This window comes from Halobacillus litoralis (assembly GCF_009856445.1).
GTDB lineage: Bacteria > Bacillota > Bacilli > Bacillales > Halobacillaceae > Halobacillus > Halobacillus litoralis.
The window spans coordinates 55,171-74,007 of record NZ_WMFA01000001.1 but is presented as its reverse complement, the minus strand read 5'-3'; the positions used below and the strand labels follow the sequence as shown (position 1 = coordinate 74,007).

23 protein-coding genes are annotated in these 18,837 nt (G+C 43.1%); 11 read left to right on the top strand and 12 right to left on the bottom strand.

The genetic code is table 11. The features are described from left to right. The first annotated feature begins 20 nt into the window (after positions 1-20). Positions 21-647, top strand: coding sequence for a spore protease YyaC (gene yyaC / locus GLW00_RS00380; protein ID WP_160910508.1), 627 nt, complete (start codon positions 21-23; stop codon positions 645-647). Positions 648-650: 3 nt separating this feature from the next. Here yyaC and GLW00_RS00375 read toward each other — a convergent pair whose 3' ends face one another. The 4 genes from GLW00_RS00375 to noc form a co-directional block, all read right to left on the bottom strand. After that, complete coding sequence (locus GLW00_RS00375; RefSeq protein ID WP_160910507.1) at positions 651-1,355, bottom strand: DUF554 domain-containing protein; 705 nt, start codon at positions 1,353-1,355, stop codon at positions 651-653. A 76-nt stretch (positions 1,356-1,431) separates the two neighbouring features. Then, the gene (locus GLW00_RS00370) at positions 1,432-2,280 is read right to left on the bottom strand and encodes a ParB/RepB/Spo0J family partition protein (protein ID WP_160910506.1); all 849 of its coding nucleotides are present in this window, start codon (positions 2,278-2,280) and stop codon (positions 1,432-1,434) included. Continuing rightward, complete coding sequence (locus tag GLW00_RS00365) at positions 2,261-3,034, bottom strand: ParA family protein (protein ID WP_160910505.1); 774 nt, start codon at positions 3,032-3,034, stop codon at positions 2,261-2,263. The genes GLW00_RS00370 and GLW00_RS00365 overlap by 20 nt, the downstream gene beginning before the upstream one ends. A gap of 117 nt (positions 3,035-3,151) precedes the next feature. Continuing rightward, positions 3,152-4,018, bottom strand: coding sequence for a nucleoid occlusion protein (gene noc / locus GLW00_RS00360; protein WP_115822989.1), 867 nt, complete (start codon positions 4,016-4,018; stop codon positions 3,152-3,154). An 881-nt stretch (positions 4,019-4,899) separates the two neighbouring features. On the opposite strand from noc, the gene GLW00_RS00355 reads away from it, so the two are divergent. After that, positions 4,900-6,084 carry an MFS transporter gene (locus GLW00_RS00355; RefSeq protein WP_160910504.1) on the top strand — a complete coding sequence of 395 codons (1,185 nt, stop codon included), beginning with the start codon at positions 4,900-4,902 and terminating at the stop codon, positions 6,082-6,084. Positions 6,085-6,144: 60 nt separating this feature from the next. Here GLW00_RS00355 and GLW00_RS00350 read toward each other — a convergent pair whose 3' ends face one another. Further along, entirely contained in the window at positions 6,145-6,669 is a 525-nt protein-coding gene (locus tag GLW00_RS00350) for a GNAT family N-acetyltransferase (RefSeq protein ID WP_160910503.1), read from the bottom strand. A 169-nt stretch (positions 6,670-6,838) separates the two neighbouring features. On the opposite strand from GLW00_RS00350, the gene GLW00_RS00345 reads away from it, so the two are divergent. The 4 genes from GLW00_RS00345 (at position 6,839) to GLW00_RS00330 (ending at position 9,246) form a co-directional block, all read left to right on the top strand. Then, the gene (locus GLW00_RS00345; protein ID WP_160910502.1) at positions 6,839-7,099 is read left to right on the top strand and encodes a transcriptional regulator SplA domain-containing protein; all 261 of its coding nucleotides are present in this window, start codon (positions 6,839-6,841) and stop codon (positions 7,097-7,099) included. Next, the gene (gene splB, locus GLW00_RS00340; RefSeq protein WP_160910501.1) at positions 7,093-8,121 is read left to right on the top strand and encodes a spore photoproduct lyase; all 1,029 of its coding nucleotides are present in this window, start codon (positions 7,093-7,095) and stop codon (positions 8,119-8,121) included. Before GLW00_RS00345 ends, splB begins: the two co-directional genes overlap by 7 nt. Positions 8,122-8,272: 151 nt before the next feature. After that, entirely contained in the window at positions 8,273-8,746 is a 474-nt protein-coding gene (locus GLW00_RS00335) for a hypothetical protein (protein ID WP_160910500.1), read from the top strand. Next, positions 8,743-9,246: a hypothetical protein gene (locus GLW00_RS00330; protein ID WP_160910499.1), complete on the top strand. Its 504-nt coding sequence runs from the start codon at positions 8,743-8,745 to the stop codon at positions 9,244-9,246. The genes GLW00_RS00335 and GLW00_RS00330 overlap by 4 nt, the downstream gene beginning before the upstream one ends. 113 nt (positions 9,247-9,359) lie before the next feature. Here the strand turns inward: GLW00_RS00330 and GLW00_RS00325 are convergent, their stop codons facing one another. Genes GLW00_RS00325 through GLW00_RS00315 form a run of 3 tightly spaced genes read right to left on the bottom strand, consistent with a single transcriptional unit; the run spans position 9,360 to position 13,052 of the window. Continuing rightward, positions 9,360-10,442, bottom strand: a complete 1,083-nt coding sequence (locus GLW00_RS00325) for a Ger(x)C family spore germination protein (RefSeq protein WP_160910498.1) — start codon at positions 10,440-10,442, stop codon at positions 9,360-9,362. Then, a complete protein-coding gene (locus GLW00_RS00320) occupies positions 10,439-11,548 on the bottom strand; it encodes a GerAB/ArcD/ProY family transporter (protein ID WP_160910497.1) in 1,110 nt (369 codons plus the stop codon). Before GLW00_RS00320 ends, GLW00_RS00325 begins: the two co-directional genes overlap by 4 nt. Next, positions 11,541-13,052, bottom strand: coding sequence for a spore germination protein (locus GLW00_RS00315; RefSeq protein WP_160910496.1), 1,512 nt, complete (start codon positions 13,050-13,052; stop codon positions 11,541-11,543). Before GLW00_RS00315 ends, GLW00_RS00320 begins: the two co-directional genes overlap by 8 nt. A gap of 104 nt (positions 13,053-13,156) precedes the next feature. Here GLW00_RS00315 and GLW00_RS00310 point away from each other — a divergent pair, with 104 nt between their 5' ends. The 5 genes from GLW00_RS00310 to nei all read left to right on the top strand — a co-directional run bounded on the left by GLW00_RS00310 (position 13,157) and on the right by nei (position 16,652). Beyond that, positions 13,157-13,387 (top strand): hypothetical protein, encoded by a 231-nt coding sequence (locus GLW00_RS00310; RefSeq protein ID WP_160910495.1) that lies wholly within the window; start codon positions 13,157-13,159, stop codon positions 13,385-13,387. Then, positions 13,359-14,345, top strand: coding sequence for a DUF3231 family protein (locus tag GLW00_RS00305; protein WP_160910494.1), 987 nt, complete (start codon positions 13,359-13,361; stop codon positions 14,343-14,345). The genes GLW00_RS00310 and GLW00_RS00305 overlap by 29 nt, the downstream gene beginning before the upstream one ends. A 23-nt stretch (positions 14,346-14,368) precedes the next feature. Continuing rightward, positions 14,369-14,836, top strand: coding sequence for a hypothetical protein (locus tag GLW00_RS00300; protein ID WP_160910493.1), 468 nt, complete (start codon positions 14,369-14,371; stop codon positions 14,834-14,836). 94 nt (positions 14,837-14,930) lie between these two features. Beyond that, positions 14,931-15,800 (top strand): SDR family oxidoreductase, encoded by an 870-nt coding sequence (locus GLW00_RS00295; RefSeq protein WP_160910492.1) that lies wholly within the window; start codon positions 14,931-14,933, stop codon positions 15,798-15,800. Positions 15,801-15,818: 18 nt separating this feature from the next. Further along, positions 15,819-16,652, top strand: a complete 834-nt coding sequence (nei, locus tag GLW00_RS00290; RefSeq protein ID WP_160910491.1) for an endonuclease VIII — start codon at positions 15,819-15,821, stop codon at positions 16,650-16,652. A gap of 17 nt (positions 16,653-16,669) precedes the next feature. Here nei and GLW00_RS00285 read toward each other — a convergent pair whose 3' ends face one another. From GLW00_RS00285 to rsmG, 4 genes are all read right to left on the bottom strand, one after another. Continuing rightward, complete coding sequence (locus GLW00_RS00285; RefSeq protein ID WP_160910490.1) at positions 16,670-17,431, bottom strand: SDR family oxidoreductase; 762 nt, start codon at positions 17,429-17,431, stop codon at positions 16,670-16,672. 114 nt (positions 17,432-17,545) lie between these two features. After that, on the bottom strand, positions 17,546-17,962 hold the full coding sequence (locus GLW00_RS00280) for a metallophosphoesterase family protein (RefSeq protein ID WP_335808437.1): 417 nt from the start codon (positions 17,960-17,962) through the stop codon (positions 17,546-17,548). Beyond that, positions 17,914-18,036 (bottom strand): metallophosphoesterase family protein, encoded by a 123-nt coding sequence (locus GLW00_RS20840; protein WP_335808443.1) that lies wholly within the window; start codon positions 18,034-18,036, stop codon positions 17,914-17,916. Before GLW00_RS20840 ends, GLW00_RS00280 begins: the two co-directional genes overlap by 49 nt. 71 nt (positions 18,037-18,107) lie before the next feature. Next, positions 18,108-18,824 (bottom strand): 16S rRNA (guanine(527)-N(7))-methyltransferase RsmG, encoded by a 717-nt coding sequence (gene rsmG / locus GLW00_RS00275; protein ID WP_160910489.1) that lies wholly within the window; start codon positions 18,822-18,824, stop codon positions 18,108-18,110. Positions 18,825-18,837: the final 13 nt, after the last annotated feature.

Sequence of the window (18,837 nt, the reverse complement as noted above, 5' to 3'; positions counted from 1 at the left end):
ATGTGTCTGGAGGAGAAGCTATGAATTTCAAGGACAAGTTTTCAAAAGAGGAAAAACGCGTAAACACGGACGATCCAGCCATGAGCGATACATTGAGCACTTACTTGCAAGAATGGCTTCCACCTTCCAAAAATATCGTGATCGCCTGTATCGGCACCGACAGATCTACAGGTGATTCGTTCGGCCCTTTAGTCGGTTCGATGCTCCACGATCATGCATTAGAAACGTTCCATATATATGGAACACTTGAAGAACCATTGCATGCATTAAATCTAAAGGAAAGGTTAGCTTCCATCAGAAAAAATCATCCGAATCCTTACATTCTTGCGGTTGATGCCTGCCTTGGCAAATCTTCATCCGTCGGTTCTGTCGTTCTTGGAAAAGGTTCATTAAACCCGGGATCGGCATTAAAAAAAGACCTTCCGCCTGTAGGTCAACTACACATTAGCGGAATGGTCAATGTCAGTGGATTTATGGAGCATGTGGTCTTACAGAATACAAGACTGCATGTTGTCATGCAGATGGCAGCAAAAGTAGCGGCAGCCATCCAATTAACAGAAGCAAAAAGGAAGCAGGTTCATATGGAAACCAAGCCTTTCCACACCTTCACGACCTCTTCTGCAAAATTCAAAAAGAGCATTCAATAACGATTAAAACCACTCGGCGATTGTTAAAATGAGGCCCACTGTAAGCAGAGCTGGTAATAAATTCGCGACACGTATTTTAGTTATTTTTAATAAATTCAGTCCGATCGCTACGATCATGAGGCCACCTGTTGCCGTCATTTCAATAATAAACAGGTCGAGCATATGCTGGGGAATCCAGTTATTGATTTGTGTCGCTAAAAGAGCAATGGATCCTTCATAGAGAACGACCGGAATAACGGAAAAAATCACACCAATGCCAAGTGTGGAAGTCAGCACAAGAGAAACAAACCCATCAATAATCGCTTTGGTCACCAGCACTTCATGGTCATTACGCAGTCCACTGTCAAGAGCCCCGATAACGGCGAGAGCCCCGATGACAAAAATAAGCGAAGCAGTAATAAAGCCCTGAGCCACGCTTGAGGTTTGATCGGGTTTTGTAAATTTCCTTTCAATCCAACGACCGATGTATTCAAGCTTATCTTCCAAATGGATGGCCTCACCGATGATTGCACCCGAAAGCAGGCTGAGCAGGACAATAACGATGTTTTCCGTTTCCAACGCCATTTGCAAACCGATTAAGAGGACAACCAGTCCCACACCGCTCATGACCGTTTCTTTGAACCGCTCCGGAATCTTCGTGAAAAAAAGCCCTAACAAAGTACCGACAAATATACATAAACCATTCACCAACGCTCCAAATAAAACCATTGCACTCTCTCCATTACCTTTTCTTTTTGCTCCTTAAAAAAAGAAAGAACCAGAGATCACTCAAATCTCCAGCTTTTTATTCTTTATCTGCAAACAAATCGATAATCCGTTCTAAATCTTCATTATTCGTGAACTCAATTTCGATTTTCCCTTTACGTTTCCCCTTATGAATCTTCACACCTGTACCCAGGCGCTCTTTCAAGTTCTTCTCACGTTCCTGTAAAAAAATATCCCGGGGTTTCTTGTCTTTCTTTTTCGAAGGACGGTTCGTCAGGTCATGGATCAACCGTTCCACCTGCCGAACATTCAGAGCCTCTGCCTCAATTTTTTTAACCAGGTCCAGTTGTAAATCTTGATCCTTCACACCTAACAGGGCACGACCATGGCCCATGGATAGACTGCCTTCATTGATTTTATCTGTCACTGCTTTAGGCAAAGCTAAGAGACGGATAAGGTTGGCAATATGAGAACGGCTTTTCCCTAAGCGTTTGGATAACTCATCCTGGGTTACTCCGAGATCTTCAATCAATTGTTCGTAAGATTTTGCCTCTTCAATAGGAGAGAGGTCTTCTCTTTGTAAGTTCTCAAGCAAAGCGATCTCCATCATTTGTTCATCCGTCATCTCCCTGGCAATTGCAGGTACATGCGTGAGACCGGCTTTTTGGGCTGCGCGAAAACGACGCTCCCCGACAACAATTTCATATCCTTTGATGCTTTTTCTCACAATCAAGGGTTGAAGGATGCCGTGTTCGGCAATGGATTGTTTCAACTCTTCCAATGCTTCTGGCTCAAACTGTTTGCGGGGTTGGTAAGGGTTCGGACGACAGTCTTTAATCGCTACGTGTTGGATTTCTTCTGTCGATGTCTGGTTGTTGAAAAAAGCGCCTAAAGCCTCTTGGCCTTTGCTACCTAACCCTTTCGCCATTCACAATCACTTCCTTTGCTAAATCTAAATATACTTCTGCGCCACGTGATTTGGCATCATAAAGAATCGCTGGTCTTCCGTGGCTGGGCGCTTCACTTAAACGTACGTTACGCGGAATAATCGATTGATAAACGCGATCCCTGAAGTATTTCTTTACTTCATCTATCACCTGGATTCCCAGATTTGTGCGGGCATCCAGCATGGTCATAAGTACACCCTCAATCATTAAATCATGGTTCATATGCTTCTGAACGAGCCGTACCGTATTCAAAAGCTGGCTCAAACCTTCCAAGGCATAATATTCACATTGTACAGGAATTAAAACAGAATCAGAGGCGGTCAAAGCATTCAATGTTAGAAGTCCGAGAGAGGGAGGGCAGTCGATAATAATATAATCATAATCACTTTTGATCTCATCCAGCGCTTTTTTCAATTTTACTTCCCGGGAAATAATCGGGACTAATTCTATTTCCGCGCCAGCCAATTGAATCGTTGCTGGAATGGTATCAAGGTTGCTTACAATCGTACTTGTCTTGACATCCTTCGCTTTTACATTATCCACGAGCACGTCATAGACACACCGCTCCATATCTCCTTTTTCTACGCCGATTCCACTCGTTGCATTTCCCTGGGGATCAATATCCACCAAAAGGACTTTATAATCCAAATGCGCAAGACATGCACTTAAATTGACGGCTGTCGTTGTTTTCCCGACCCCGCCTTTTTGATTGGCGATTGAAATCACTTTCCCCATGATGTCACCTGCCTCACTGTCTTTTTTATCATTCTACCATTTTATTGAAAGCATTAGGTAAAATGGCTTAAAAAAAGCCCCATCTCCACATAAGTCAAGATGGGTCGTTCAGGCGTATTATTTTTTCTTACCTTTTGGAATCTTGATTGTGATCTGATAATAATCGTCATGATCTTCTTCGTCCGTTTCTAAGTCGATCCCTGTATCCGTCACCATTGTCAAGGATTGGCGAATCGTATTCATGGCGATACGCATATCCTTATTGACGCCCTTCATCTTCGGTTTCTTTTTCTTTGGTGCCGGGTCATTTAACTTAGCAATCCGTTCTTCTGTCTGCTTCACGTTCAACTGCTTTTCAATGATTTCTGCCAAAATCTTTTCCTGTTGTTCCTCTTCTTTCAGAGCAATGAGAGCCCGTGCGTGCCGTTCCGTAATCTTTTTATCCATAACGGCCTGCTGAACAGACTCCGGCAACTTCAAAAGACGCAATTTATTGGCAATGGTCGATTGACTTTTTCCCAGCCGTTGCGCTAGGGCTTCCTGCGTAATCTGATGCAGTTCCAGAAGCTTTGCATAGGCGACTGCTTCTTCAATTACGGTCAGCTCTTCCCGTTGCAAGTTTTCTATCAGAGCAACAGAAGCTGTTTGTGAATCATTCATCTCGCGGATAATCGCAGGGACCGTTTCCCAGCCCAGAGACTGAACGGCACGCCACCTACGTTCACCGGCGATCAATTCATACTCTTCTTCATTTAACCGACGGAGAACGATCGGCTGAATCATCCCATGCGTATGTATCGTCTGGGCGAGTTCGCTAATCTTCTCGTTGTTGAAAATCGCTCGAGGTTGGTAACGGTTGGGCTGCACGCGTTCGACTGGAACTTGTACAACCTCGTCGGGGTTGTAGCCTTCTTCTTCATTGTTGTCATTATCCGAATCCGGTTTGTCCCCTAGCCCGAACAAACGACCAAAAGGATGTAACACGATCAGACACCACCTTTATACGATCGAGCATACGCTGTTTTTATTGTATATACCCTATATTTTGAAACATAAAAAGCGCCGCAGGCTACTCAGCTGCTGCGCGTACGTATGCCGTTTTTCATTTCTCTATTCATTTTATCACATTTAATCTATGAAAAGTATCTTCAAGATTGAAGAAATGATCGTCGGGTTTGTCGAAAACACACAATTTTCTAGTGTGAAACGTGGTTTTCCGCCATTTGAACGCCTCCCTTTCATGACTTTTCCTGACAAAACAAGTCGATATATTTTCTCAATGACAAAAGTTCTTAAGCAATATGGCAGTATTGTGGAAGACTCAGTTTCGAGGCTTTGATTGAGTGGATGGGGGCAACGGAAGATTCTCGAAACCACTACTTAAAATTCAGCTTATATGGTTTTGGGAAAAGGATAATATTAATTCTGCCCCAGTGGGCATTCAGAAAGTGAAAGCTTGATACAGAAGCTTATCCCCACTCTAGATGGGAGAGTGGGGACACTCCATCTCGGTATAGGGGGTTCGTTTCTCCCTCATATGAAATGGGGTGGTTGGGAAGCTCGGCGCTCCCCCACAGGAAAGGGAGTGGCTTCCCAGCCGCCCCTAACGCTTAACCAGGCAACAACCCTGGAAACATCTCGAAACTGAGTCTTCAAGAATAGGGAGCTGTTGTGTTAGAGGTTTGGGAGGAATATTGGGTGAGGATGAATAATATATAGAATTGGACTAATTTTTAGGAGGATATAGATATGCAAAAAAATTCCACAGAACGAATCACTCAATCAGCAGGGGGGAGAGCTTCTTAATTTTCACTTACGCTTAATCTCCTGCTTGCATCAGATTTTACTTTGCAGGAGGAAACATCTTGAAAAAGAATACGTTAGCATCTTATAACATTCAACTTTTATTTTGGGCTGAAATTTTTGGAAACTTCCGTTTTATTCAGCCTGTCCTTACGTTGTTTTATTTCGCAAGAGGTCTTGATGAAACAATGATTCTCCTCGTCATGACCTTCTTCAGTATAGGCGTGCTATTCGGGGAAATTCCTACAGGGGTCATCGCCGATCGTTTTGGTGCCAAACAGGCTTTTCTTATCGGTTCTGTTCTCAGCATCTTCGCCCACGGTTTATTAATTTTCGCTTTCGATCCATGGGTGTTTTTCGCAAGCAGCTTTCTTACGGGCTTCGCTGCAACATTTTTCAGTGGGGCAGATGAAGCGCTCGTCTATGAGTCATTAAAAGAAAGTAATGAAGAAAATCTTATGGACCGGGCGATGGGGCAGATTGGATCCGCCCGTTTTATCGTGTCTATATTTGTGGTCATCATAGGAGCCTTCCTAGCCAGGGACTTGGATGAAAGTCAATTCCGACTTCTCCTCATGCTTGGTGTCTTTTTCATGGTCATCCAATTCGTCGTGCTCTTGTTCGTTAAGAACCCTTCGAATCAAGGTGGGATACGGACGCCAATGGTGAAACAAGTGATAGAAGGATATCAGGCCATCCGCAAAACGCCGCAAGTGCTCTGGATGTTCATTAACATCTCCCTGGTTTTCATTCCGGCTGTCGCTATTTTTGAGAAATTCGATCAAAAATTGTTGGTAGATGCCGGACTCCCGGTTTACGGAATCGGGGTGGTGTATGCAGTTACCGCAATCTTCGGCTTTGTTGCGGCGCGATCGATTGGTTGGATGACAAAGTGGGTGACACGGGTACAGCTTTTGTTCATCACAGGTATCCTTGCCGTACTCTCACTTGCAGCCACTGCTGTACTGCACACTCATCTTTGGATGGTTCTTTTAGCACTCATTCTTTTGAAACTTGTGAGCGCCATACGATATCCCGTTTATTCACAGTTGGCCAACGACATTATTCCTTCAAATGTGAGAGCGACGACCATTTCTTTGCTTTCCATTCTGGACTCTTTGTTTGACCTGGTAATTTTTATGACCGTAAGCGGAATTGCCCCCTTCGGTTTTATGCCCATGTTTTTCGTTTGTGCAGGCATTGCATTGATAGGAACGTTGATTCCAATTCGACAAGCTTCAACATAACTTTTTAAAAATTAACAAGCTCGTCCGATACAATCGGGCGGGCTTTGTTTCACATGAAACCTATCCATTATTATTGATTCTTCCATACACATCAAGGTCTTTGTATTCTCCCCAATGATAGATGTCCTGCTTTAACGTTCCCTCATAGCTCAGACCGGCTTTTTGCATGACTTTGGTCGAGCCCGGGTTGGAAGTGATAGCTGCCGACCATATTCGATTCAACTTCAATTCTCCAAAACCGAAGTCCACTACCCGGATTGCCGCTTCTGTCGCATATCCCTGGTTCCAATAAGGTTTCCCAACCCAGTAAGCGAGTTCCCCTTTGTGGTGTTTTCCATCGATTCTTAAAGTCATCGTACCCACAAGGACATTGGACTCCTTGACGATCATTGCTAAAGGGTACGCCGTTCCTTTTTCAATCCAATCCTTATGTAGGGCTATCCATTCTTCAGCCACTTCAAGCGTATAAGGATGGGGAACAAAAGTGGTCGCCGCCACGGCTTCATCTCCTGCTAATTCAACCACCCGTTCTGCTAAATCATTCGTGTAAGGTCTCAAACAAAGTCTCTCTGTATGCAGCTCCATTTCCACCCTCCTCCTTTAATATAGAATGTACTTCTAGTTTCATATGGGATAATCCTTTTTTAAAAATAAAGTCGTAATAAAAGTCGACATTTGTGGAAAAATGAGCACGATTAGATGAAAAACTAAAAGGGACAAATGGAACCCAAAAATATGAAAAGCAGGTGATCGGATGGATCTACAACAAAACTATAAAGCAGGCGACATCGTTTACGTGGTTTACAGAAACCCACACACGTATGATGTAGCCAATGTGCAAGAAGCTGCTGTTGTAAATAACCCTGAACAACCAGGAGAATTGGCTTTGTTTTTATATGAAACCTATTTTCCGCTGGATGAAAATATCGCAATATATGCCTCCGAAGGGGAAGCGGAACGCGCGTACTACGATGCCTTTGGTGGGGGAGTAGAATCGGAGGGTGAGCTGTGGTAAAACCATTCATGCCAGAACTTGTCTATATCGAACCAAGAGCTCTTGAATACCCTTTAGGTCGGGAATTAAAGGAAAAGTTCGAAGGGATGGGAATTGAAATAAGGGAGACCACCTCGCACAATCAGGTGCGCAACCTTCCCGGGGAAAATGATTTTCAAAAATACCGGATGGCGAAATCCACACTTGTGGTCGGGGTAAGAAAAACGCTTAAATTCGATACATCGAAACCCTCTGCGGAGTATGCCATTCCTCTTGCAACAGGGTGTATGGGGCATTGCCACTATTGTTATCTGCAAACCACGATGGGCAGCAAACCTTATATTCGTACGTATGTGAATGTCGAGGAAGTGTTTGATGCGGCTGAACAATATATGAAGGAGCGTGCGCCGGAAGAGACCCGTTTTGAGGCCTCCTGTACATCCGATATCGTTGGAGTCGATCACTTAACCCACTCGTTGAAGCGGGCGATTGAATACTTTGGAGAATCAGAACACGGACGACTTCGATTTGTAACGAAATTCGCGCATGTCGACCATCTGCTCGACGCCAAACACAACGGAAGAACAAGATTTCGCTTCAGCATGAATGCAGATTATGTCATCAAATACTTAGAACCTGGCACGTCCCGTTTAGATGAGCGGATTGAGGCTGCTGCGAAAGTCGCAAAAGCCGGCTACCCTCTTGGGTTCATCATTGCACCCATTTATTTGTACGAGGATTGGAAAGAAGGATACCGCATCCTTTTTGAAAAGCTTCAGGACAAATTGCCGGATTATGCTACGAAGGATTTAACATTTGAATTGATTCAACACCGCTTTACAAAACCGGCGAAGCGCGTCATTCAAAAGAATTATCCGATGACAAAATTGGAAATGGATGAGGAAAAACGTAAATACAAGTGGGGCAAATATGGCATAGGAAAGTACGTTTATCAAAAAGATGAACAAGAAGAAATGAAGAACGTACTAGGCGGATACATCAATCAATACTTTCCTGAGGCAAGTCTCGAATATTTCACGTGAAACAAAACTCAGAGCAGGGCTCTGAGTTTTTCATTTCTCAAAATACTCCCTATTCCTGACCTTTCTTTAAAACTTGTAAGAGGTGCCATTCTCAGGGAATATTTTCAGTGCAGAACACAAACAATAGAGGGAGATGAAAAGGAGGGTTCGTATGGCTTTTACCGTTTTTTTCGTGTCTGCGTGGCTGATCATAAGTATCTTCGCGATCATCCCGAAGCGATTAACGATCATAGAAAATTCATTTATATTTTTAGCCACAAGTGTCATCAGCATTAACTGGACGTGGATCATTAACGAAGAGCTAAAGTATGTGAAAATTACAGAGGACCCTGCAAATTACGCCGGATTTTTAATTTTTCGAAGTATAATTATCCCTACTCTTTTGATGGTTCAACTGAATTTATACGATCATTCATCATCTGCGATGAAAAAGGGAGTAATTTTCACTGTTTCCGTGGTTTGCTTACTTTTACTTACCATTCTATCCAGGGTCCTTGATATTTCTACTTACAAAGAATGGAGTCTGGGTTTTGATGCTATTTACTATGTATTCCTCCACTTTTTCAGCATCGGTGTATGGAAATTAATCAGGAAAACAACGCACAATGAGGTGAAGCACTCGTGAACTTCCTTTGGCAGACCTTCGATAAAAATGAAATAACCATTTTAATACTCCTCACTCTTGCCTACACCCTCTTTTTTATCCTCCCTTATAAATTCAAACGGGAGATCACCTGGCTGTTAATGTTGCTGGGTTTTACAATCGGGGTGTTCTTCGACTTTACCATAGGTGGAGGGCTCATTGATTTTTTCACGTTGAATGATACGAATCACTATGAATTGTTCGACTTATGCTATTACTTGATATTCGCACCATTCAGTTATTTTTTCATTTATTTCTATGACATGTTCAACATCCATAAAAAAACGTTTATTTTCTATATTCTTCTCTGGGTCATCATTGGAGTCAGTATGCAGTGGGTGTTTACAAAGCTTGGCATCGTTGAATTCCAAAACGGCTATAAAATCAGCTTTTCTTTCGCTGTCTTTTTAACGACTCAGACATTTACAGCGCTCTATTATGAGCTTATCCGTTCAGGCGTTCAGGTTTTGAAAAGAGGCTGAACCCTCTGAATTTACTCTCCAAGGCGAGTAATTGTTTTTTCCCTTTTCTCAACACGAAAGGTCACCCTTCTTTTTAAAGGTGACCTTTCTTTTTTCTCTATGAGAAGACAGCCTCAGGAGAAGATACCGTATTCAGTAATTTCTACATCCACTTTCACATTAACCTCAAGCTCCGAATAGTTATCCCGCCATTGCGTAAGATCGAAATCCCCCCTCCTTGTTTTGGCAAAATTCCCAAGTCCCAGCGGGTCCACCCCTTTTTCCTTAAACAAAGAAATCAATTCCTTCCCTTCCTTGTTAAAAAACTCAGCGAATTTCTCTTCCATTTCTTTCGCTAATTCAGGAGACGCGTCGCGTTTAATACCGGACATTTCATTTACTTCGGCTTTTAACTTGACTTTGATGTCAAACTGCGGATTGTCGGTGGGTCCTGATAGACTGTAGTCAACATTTGACCCGATGTTTTCCATCATGATCACGCCCCCTTCAAACGGGATTTCCTGCATCCCTTTTATAAAATTTTCTTTTAACATTTTAAATGTAAAAATAGCAGAATCCGGTATCTCAGCGACAAGTACTCCTCTTTTAAAGAAGCCGACTCCTGATAGTTCGACAAAGGTTTCGTGTTTTTTCAACAATGGAAGGAATGAATCCATTCCTTGCGCATAGTAGGCATACAAGAAATCATGCAGGCTTGTCGATGGAAAATTATAGAGGGTGTTATTTTCAATGAGCCCCTGCAGATGCTTAGAGGTTGTCTCATCCTGAGTGTATCCACCTTCTATTAAGTCCTTAGAAGAGCCTTCCACAACTCCTAAGAACATATTTCTGCTTAGCCTGGGATCTCGACTAAGGACATCGATAAAATCAGCCAGATCATTTTCTGCTAATTCTTTGCTGTATAATGTTACAGCCAATTTCCCGATTGAAATAGGTCTTGAAGATTGCTTCTGTATTTCTACTTCTACATCTTTGGTTGAATCAGCCTCGACCGTTAAATAGAGTTCAGAAGCTGCTTGTTTATCTTCACTCTTTCCGTATTGAGGAATGGATACTGTCCCCTGAATCCTTTCTTCCTCTCCTACATCGTATCCGACAATTTGAACAATCGCGTTCTCCTCCACGCTCCTGCTTGGCATACACCCGTTCAAAAGTACAACAGACACCATCATAAGAAAAAGCCATTGTTTTTTCATGTCCGTTTCCTCACTTTATCTGTAATCGTCTTGAGAATTAATAACAATGGGATATATAGCAGGACGTATAAACCAAGTTGTCCCGACCAGTTATTCACAGAATCAATCATCGGCCGCCCATCGATCAGGACAGCGGGGAAATAGAGGGCGATACAGAAAAGAATCACCATATACTTCTGCTTCACCTTGAATACGCGCTTTGGAATTCTGGTTGCTCCCCATAACCCTAAACATATATTCGGAAGGATGACATACAGCCACATGGCTATCCCTACGAATTCAAATCGTTCAATGAACGGAAATTCGACAATTTTCCAAGCGGAAATCGTACCCCATACCACTTGCTTCAACTGTTCTTCACTATAATAAACGAACGTCACAAGGACACTGATTAAATAAATCATCGTCGTGTAAAACACGCCATAATGAGCCCATTTCTTGGATTTTTGCGGGTCTTTGATAAAGGGATAATAAATCAAGAGAAATTCCAAGCCAATAAAGCTGAGAATACTATTCTTTGTTGCAGCCAATATGTCTGGGACACTATGACTGATCACTGGATAGATGTTCATGGTATGACCAGCTTCTACAGGAAAATATTTAAGCAGCAGAATTGGCAGACCAATAATAACGCTGATTAAGCAGACTCCTGTAATCACCCGGAAACCACCACTGACCAGATAGTACACAAGAAGCAGGAGGACAAAGGTGAACACCCAAACATGCAGCCCGGGAAATACCCACACTTTAATGACCTCTATGAATGTGATTAGCACGGTGAAGGCGAGCAGAGTGAAATAAGCACAAAAGAGGAGGCTTAAAAAACCTCCTACGTATTTACCAAAAATCCTCTTATGGATTTCGACAATGTCGCCTCCTCCATTTTGAAGAAGTCGATAGATCATCCAAAGAATCACATGTAAGATACCACCCGCAATCAATACAGCAACCCATGCATCAAATCCTGCTTTTTCCACTAAGTACTTTTCAAAACCGAGAATTCCGACACCCACCTGCATGCTATGAATCAGAAAGAAGACATAGGCGGGTGTGACTAAGTAATTCTCAGGTATTTTCAATCCTTGACTGTTGTTCAACTTATTCATCGATATCCCTCTTCGCGTTCACTCGTGATGGATTCATCCGTTGTGGATCTTCTGTCCTCATGAGAACCGGCCGCTCCGTCTGCTTGTTGAAAGGCAGACGGATAAAAGCATCCTTCAAATCTTTGATTCTAAGCGGATAAAGCGGTTCGAAAAAAGGACGCCCGATGGATTGTAATTTAATGAGATGACCAATAAAAAAGACCATGCACATCGAAATTCCTATAAGTCCCCATAGCTGTGCACCAATGATAAACGGAAAACGGATCAACCGAATGGTGTTACCAATTTGGTAAACAGGGGTCGTAAAGGAAGCCAGGGCACTAAGGGCGACGATAATCAATAGCACATTACTCGTAAGTCCCGCGTCTACGGCTGCTGTACCAATAACGATACCTCCTACGATACCGATCGTTTGACCGATTTTCGTCGGAAGTCTGGCTCCTGCCTCACGTAATAATTCAATCGTCAATTCAAGAACAATCACTTCCAGTATCGGTGGAAACGGAATATCCGAACGGGACGAAACGATTGTTGCCATCAGGGCTGCAGGAATCATTTCGTGATGATACGTGAGGACTGCTACATATAAAGGTGTACTTAAAACGGAAAAAATGACAGCAAATAAACGAATTAAACGGAAAGCAGTTGCTAAATGCCAAGGTAGAAAGTAGTCATCAGACGCACCGAAAAATTCAACCACCGTCGTCGGGCATGTTAAAGCATGAGGAGAACCGTCGACTATAATAGCTACTTTCCCCTCGACCAGGTTGGAAACGACACGGTCCGGTCTTTCTGTGTCCAACAATTGCGGAAAAGGAGAGTTGGAATTATCAGCGATAATTTGTGTCACAAACGAGCTGTCAATCAGCTGATCAACCTCTATCCCTTTCAAACGCTGAGTTACCGTGTCCACGTTGTCTTGATTCACCACGCCATCGATGTAAATGACCGAGACGCGCGTTTTGGTAATCTTCCCTACATTCAATTCTTTAATAGTTAACTGGGGTAAAGGCAGACGCTTTCGTATAAGGTTGATGTTCGTGTTCAACGTCTCCACGAATGCCTCTTTAGGCCCTACGACACTGAATTCCACTTCAGGTATGCTGACCTCTCTCGATTCCAAGGAAATGGCAGGGACCAGGACCACTTCCTCATCGGTTTCATGCCTTTGTATCATGATGTAGCCAAACATGACTTTCTCTTCAATGAGATCGAGTTTGGAAGTCACCCTTACGTTCTCGACAGGAATTCTCTCCTGCATATCGTGTAACGTGTGCAGAGATTCCTCATTCAAGGTCGTTAATACACTGCGGTTCAGTATTTTAGAGTCACACATCGTTTTCAAATAGGAAATCGTGCACCTCGTACTACCGCTTAATTCGTAATGAACGAAATCCTCCGATTGTTTCATCGCTTGGATAAATTCAGAAAGAGAGCCACTCTGTTTCTTCGTCTGCTGCTGCTTTTCTGGCTGCTGTTTGTCCTTCCGCTTCCATTTCCACATGATGAACTCCTTTATTCCGTGTCTGACTTCTTTCTCCTATCATCCTCTTTTCGTAATAATTTATACCTGGACGGAAAGTATAAAAGAGACAAGGAGGACGAACTATGATTTACGCTTATGTATCGCCTTTATTCATCGTTGCCTTAGTGTTTATATCAACCGTGTTCGTCATCGACTGGTTAGCTAAATTGCTGATTTACATCTTCCTTGTGAACCTGGTTTGTTTACCGGGGTATCTGCTGTACAAGGAAGAAGTAAAAGAAAGTAAATTAGAACCGCCACCATCACCAGAGGAGGGAAACCAATATGTCCCAAAAAACACTGACAGCCAATGAAATCGGACTATTATGGACACAATATATTCAGAACAGTATGGCCATCCCTGTCTTAGAACATTTTCAATTCACCCACAGGGATGAAGAAATCCAGCCTTTAATTGGCCTGGCAAGGGAAATTGCGGAACAGGGAATGAACGATTGCCATCGATTTTTTGAGGAAGCTGAACTTCCCATTCCCAACGGATATTCTATGGATGACCTGAATCCGAATGCACCCAAGCTTTTTACAGATTCATTCATGTTAACCTTTTTAGAACATATGGGGCAGGCAGGGCTTACTTCCGATGGTTTTTCTTTAGGAGCCTCTTCCAGAGAAGATGTTCGGAATTTCTTCAGTGAACGCATACGTAAGCAGGACCAACTTTTTCACGAGTGTGTGAACACCGGACTTGATAAAGGGATTTATACAAGACCCCCTCAAATTGCTATTAAAAATGAAACCGAGTACATTGAATCCAAAAGTTATTATCACCCTTTCAGTAAACGTTCTTTGAACGCCATGGAAATCACCCACTTGTATGAAAACATAAAAAATAACACAATCGGGGAAGTGTTATGTCAGGGATTTGCTCAAACAAGTAAAAACAAAACGGTCAAAGAATACATGAAACAAGGAAAAAAGATGTCGATTAAGCATCGCAAATTATTCTCAGACCTTTTGGACCAGTCCGGCATCATGACACCAATGGTATCTGCGAACTTCTTGACCACCCATACAGACCCTGTCTTTTCTGACCGACTGATGATGTATTTAATCAGCGTTCTTGCTTCAGCTGGACAAGGAAATTACGCAACCAGTTCTTCTGTCAGCCTCCGCTACGATATCGTATTTACCTATCAGAGGTTGATCTTAGATACAGCGATCTATTCTAAAGACGGTCTGGATATCATGATTCACAATGGATGGTTTGAAGAACCCCCTCAAGCTCCAGACAGAGAGAAACTCATCCAATAATTTTTAGCGGAAGAGGAATCGATATGAAAGAAAAACGACTGGAAATTTTATTATGGAGCATTGCCTTTCCGGGATTCGGTCAGCTATTGAACGGGCAGGTCATCAAGGGGTTATCCTTCATCCTTTTAGAAGTGATTCTCAACGTGAACAGCTCTTTCAACATGGCCATTGTCCATAGTTTTCACGGAAATATAGAAAAAGCCATTGAAGTGACGGACTATCAATGGCTCATGTTCTACCCGTGTGTGTACATGTTCGCAGTCTGGGACGCTTATCGCCAGGCAGACGGGGAGTGTCCCCCATATTCTTTTGTCCCTTTTGCGTTTTGTGCCTATTCCGTAACCGTTGGGCTGATCTATTCCCCTCTATTTAAGGTGGGAGGGGTTTTAATTGGACCAGTTTGGCTGCCCATTCTATTCCTGCTGCCAGGAATTATCCTTGGACTCTTCGTAAGATCATTATTATTACGCTCTTCCAGAACCCCCTCATAACTCTTACCATGAAGGGGTTTTTGTTATGTTTGTTTTATTTTTCCAAAATGGTGGAATGACATCAAACAAACATGATTTGAGGAGGACTTCATTTATGAATAGAGAACAACGCCAAACAGATGGTCAACCAGGACAAGAACAATCCATACAGCCGGGCAAGGAGAAAGAGATGCATCCCTCTCCCTTACAAGCGGACGAGGACTACAAGAGTGGAAATAAATTAGTTGGAAAAGTCGCATTAATTACAGGTGGGGACAGCGGCATTGGAAGATCGGTAGCCATTGGCTATGCAAAAGAAGGTGCCGATGTTGCGATTTCCTACTTAGAGGAGCATGAAGATGCTGAATATACGAAAAAGAAAATTGAAGAGGAAGGACGCCGTGCCATCTTGATTCCTGGAGACGTAGGGGATGAAGAAACATGTAAAACAGCGGTTGAACGCACGGTGAATGAGCTCGGTCAATTAGATATTCTCGTCAATAATGCTGCTGAACAGCACCCGACGGATGATTTGTTAAATATATCAACCGAACAATTAGAGAGTACCTTCCGGACGAACATTTTCTCTATGTTCCATCTTACAAAAGCGGCCATTCCTCATTTGAGACAAGGAAGTGCGATTATCAATACTGCTTCGGTCAATCCCTATGTCGGGAACCCTGAACTTGTCGATTACACAGCAACAAAAGGAGCAGTTGTCGCGTTTACCCGCTCCATGGCCAAGCAATTAGTGAACAAGGGGATCCGTGTGAATGGAATTGCTCCAGGTCCGATTTGGACCCCGCTCATTCCAGCTACATTCCCAGAAGATAAAGTCGAAGAATTCGGTACTAACACACCGATGGGACGTCCGGGACAACCGGTAGAGCACGTTGGAAGCTATGTTCTGCTTGCCTCCGACGATTCCACCTATATGACAGGCCAGGTTATCCATATCAATGGTGGAATGTTTACATCCAGCTGATCGAAAGGAAAGAAACAGATGCCAGAAGGACCAGAAATCAGACGTGCAGCAGATTCCGTAGAAAGAGCATTAAATAACAAAACCGTCCTCGATATCCATTTTGCCTTTGAGGATTTACAAGGGTATCAAGAAATTTTGCGCGGGGCCACGGTGACAAGCGTTGACACTAAGGGAAAAGCGATGCTTATCCGCTTCAACAATGACCTGGTTATTTATTCACACAACCAATTATACGGAAAGTGGTACATTAGAAACGCTTATAACTACCCGAAAACGAACCGGCAATTGCGGATGGCCATTCATAATGAAAAGAAGTCAGCACTCCTTTACAGTGCTTCCGATATTGAAGTGCTCAAAGACGGCGAAGAGGAAGATCACCCTTTTCTTTCAAAAGTAGGACCTGATCTCTTAAGTGAAGAGGTGAATCCTGACGATCTTTTTGCACGTTTTCAGGAAAAGAGATTCCAACGAAGGAAATGGACGTCTTTATTACTCGATCAATCCTTTATCGGAGGGATCGGTAATTACTTACGCAGTGAAATTCTATTTGTTGCTGGTATTTCCCCATTTGTAAGACCGATCGATTGCACAGATGACCAACTTTATCGTGCAGCAAAAGCTTGTATCGACTTGATGTGGCGTTCGTATAAGAACAAAGGCATCACCAACGATCCAGCCCTTGCAGAAAAGTTAAAAAAAGAAGGCAAAAAGCGCTACGAGTATCGACATTGGGTCTTCAACCGGGAAGGTAATCCCTGCCGCATTGATGGGACGGAAATCATTAAGTTCCGTGCTGCTTCCCGGCGCTGTTACTACTGTCCAACCTGCCAAAAAAATCCCGCTCCTTCTTAATAGGAGCGGGATTTTTCTTATCTTCCTAACCAGCCACCATCAATCGCCAACTGATGCCCGTGTACATAACGAGAAGCATCAGAAGCGAGAAAAACAGCGGCACCGATGAAGTCTTCGGGTTTGCCCCAGTCACCAGCTGGAATACGATCAAGAATTTGCTTGTTCCGGTCTTCATCCTGAATGAGCGCAGTATTCATATCAGTTGCGATGTAGCCAGGGACGACACTGTTGACATTGACTCCTTCTTTCGCCCATTCATTCGATAGAGCTTTCGTCAACTGGGAAACACCACCTTTAGAAGCCGCATAGGCGGGTACGCGAATCCCTCCCTGATAGGACAACAAGGAAGCAAAATTGATGATTTTCCCGCTTCTGTTCGGTACCATATAGCGCCCCGCTTGTTGACAAAGGGTCCAAGTCGTTTTCAGATTGATATTCAGAACATCGTCCCAGTCCTCTTCAGAAAAATCAACAGCATCCGAACGTCTCTGGATTCCTGCTGCATTCACCAGAATATCTACATGGCCAAATGCTTCCACAACGAGAGGTATCGCCTCTTTCACTTGCTCTTTATCATTTAAATCACACGGAATGATGTGACAAGTTCGCCCCTGATCTTCAATTTCTTCCTTAACGTCTACTTGTGAGGTGTTCCTCTGTAGCAAAGCAATATCGGCACCAGCCTCAGCCAGGCCTATAGCCACAGCACGCCCAATCCCTCTAGTTCCACCGGTTACAGCCGCTACTTTTCCATCTAAACGAAATAAATTCTCTGACATTCCAATCCCCTTTCACGCTACGATAGCGTTTACATTCTCTTATATACCATTCTATAATAACAGGGAAATTCCTTTCATTATTTTAAATTAACTCATGAAATTTATTTTCATAAATTAACGAAAGAAAATATGTTCTGCATGGATGCCGTCCTCTGTTAAGGTGAGCCTTCCGAATGAATACATAGGTGACCGCCTTTTATCCGTCAGAGATCCAGGGTTGAAAAGCAGTGTTTTTTTAAAATAACGAAGAACTGGGATATGAGAATGTCCGTAGATCAACACATCCGGGGGATCCTCTTGGAAAGCTTCCAGCACACGCTTTTCCGTCGTCTTTTTATCTCCGTGGCCATGGACAATTCCAATCTGGTACCCTTTCCATTCCAGTGTTTGTTTTGCTGGAAATTTGTCTTGAATATCTTCTCCGTCCACATTGCCATACACTCCATACACGGGAGCATAGTCTTTCAACATTTCATAAAGCTCTAAAGTCTGCCAATCTCCCCATGAATGATGGCATCCACGTCCTTCAATTCTTTTATAAAACGCTTTGGAAGCTGTTTTGCTTTTTTCGGCATATGAGTATCTGACAGCACAAGGATTTCCATTCTTACCCCTCCTCTTTCTCTTATTCCCTAAAAAAATAACCTCTCTACCCTTAGGCAGAGAGGCAAACAAGTTATTGAATCGGTGTTTTATTCGGTGTTCCCGCTTTTCTCGGGTATTTCTTCGGTGTTTTTCTTCTTTTTTCAATGATGGCGATGTTTCGCTCACTGCCCTCTTCGGGCAATTCAAACGTGTGAACATCAAGAACTTCCCCACCGACAATTTGAATAGCAGCTTTAGCGTCTTCCATTTCATCTTTCAAGTTGGGACCTTTCATCGCCATGAATCTGCCGCCTTTCGTAGCCAAGGGCAAACATAACTCACTAAGGACGGACATTCGCGCAACGGCGCGTGCCATCACAAGGTCATAACTTTCACGGAAATTCGCATTTTTCCCGAAATTCTCGGCACGATCATGATAAAATGCGACATCATCCAGCTCCAATTCGTGGGCTAAGTGGTTCAAAAATGTGATTCGTTTTTTCAAAGAATCGACAATTGTCACTTTCAACTGTGGGAAGACGATTTTCAAAGGTAAGCTCGGAAAACCGGCCCCCGCTCCGACATCACAAATACGGAGCGGTTGATTGAAGTCATAGTAGAAGGATGCCGTCAAAGAATCATAAAAGTGTTTCAAATAGACGCCTTCCTGATCGGTAATTGCCGTAAGATTCATTTTTTCATTCCACTCGACGAGAATCTCAAAATACTTCTCGAACTGGCGCTGCTGGTGATCGTCGAGCTCTATTCCATGTTCCTGTAATGCTTTAAGAAAGGTATTGATATTCATAAGTCCATCCTTT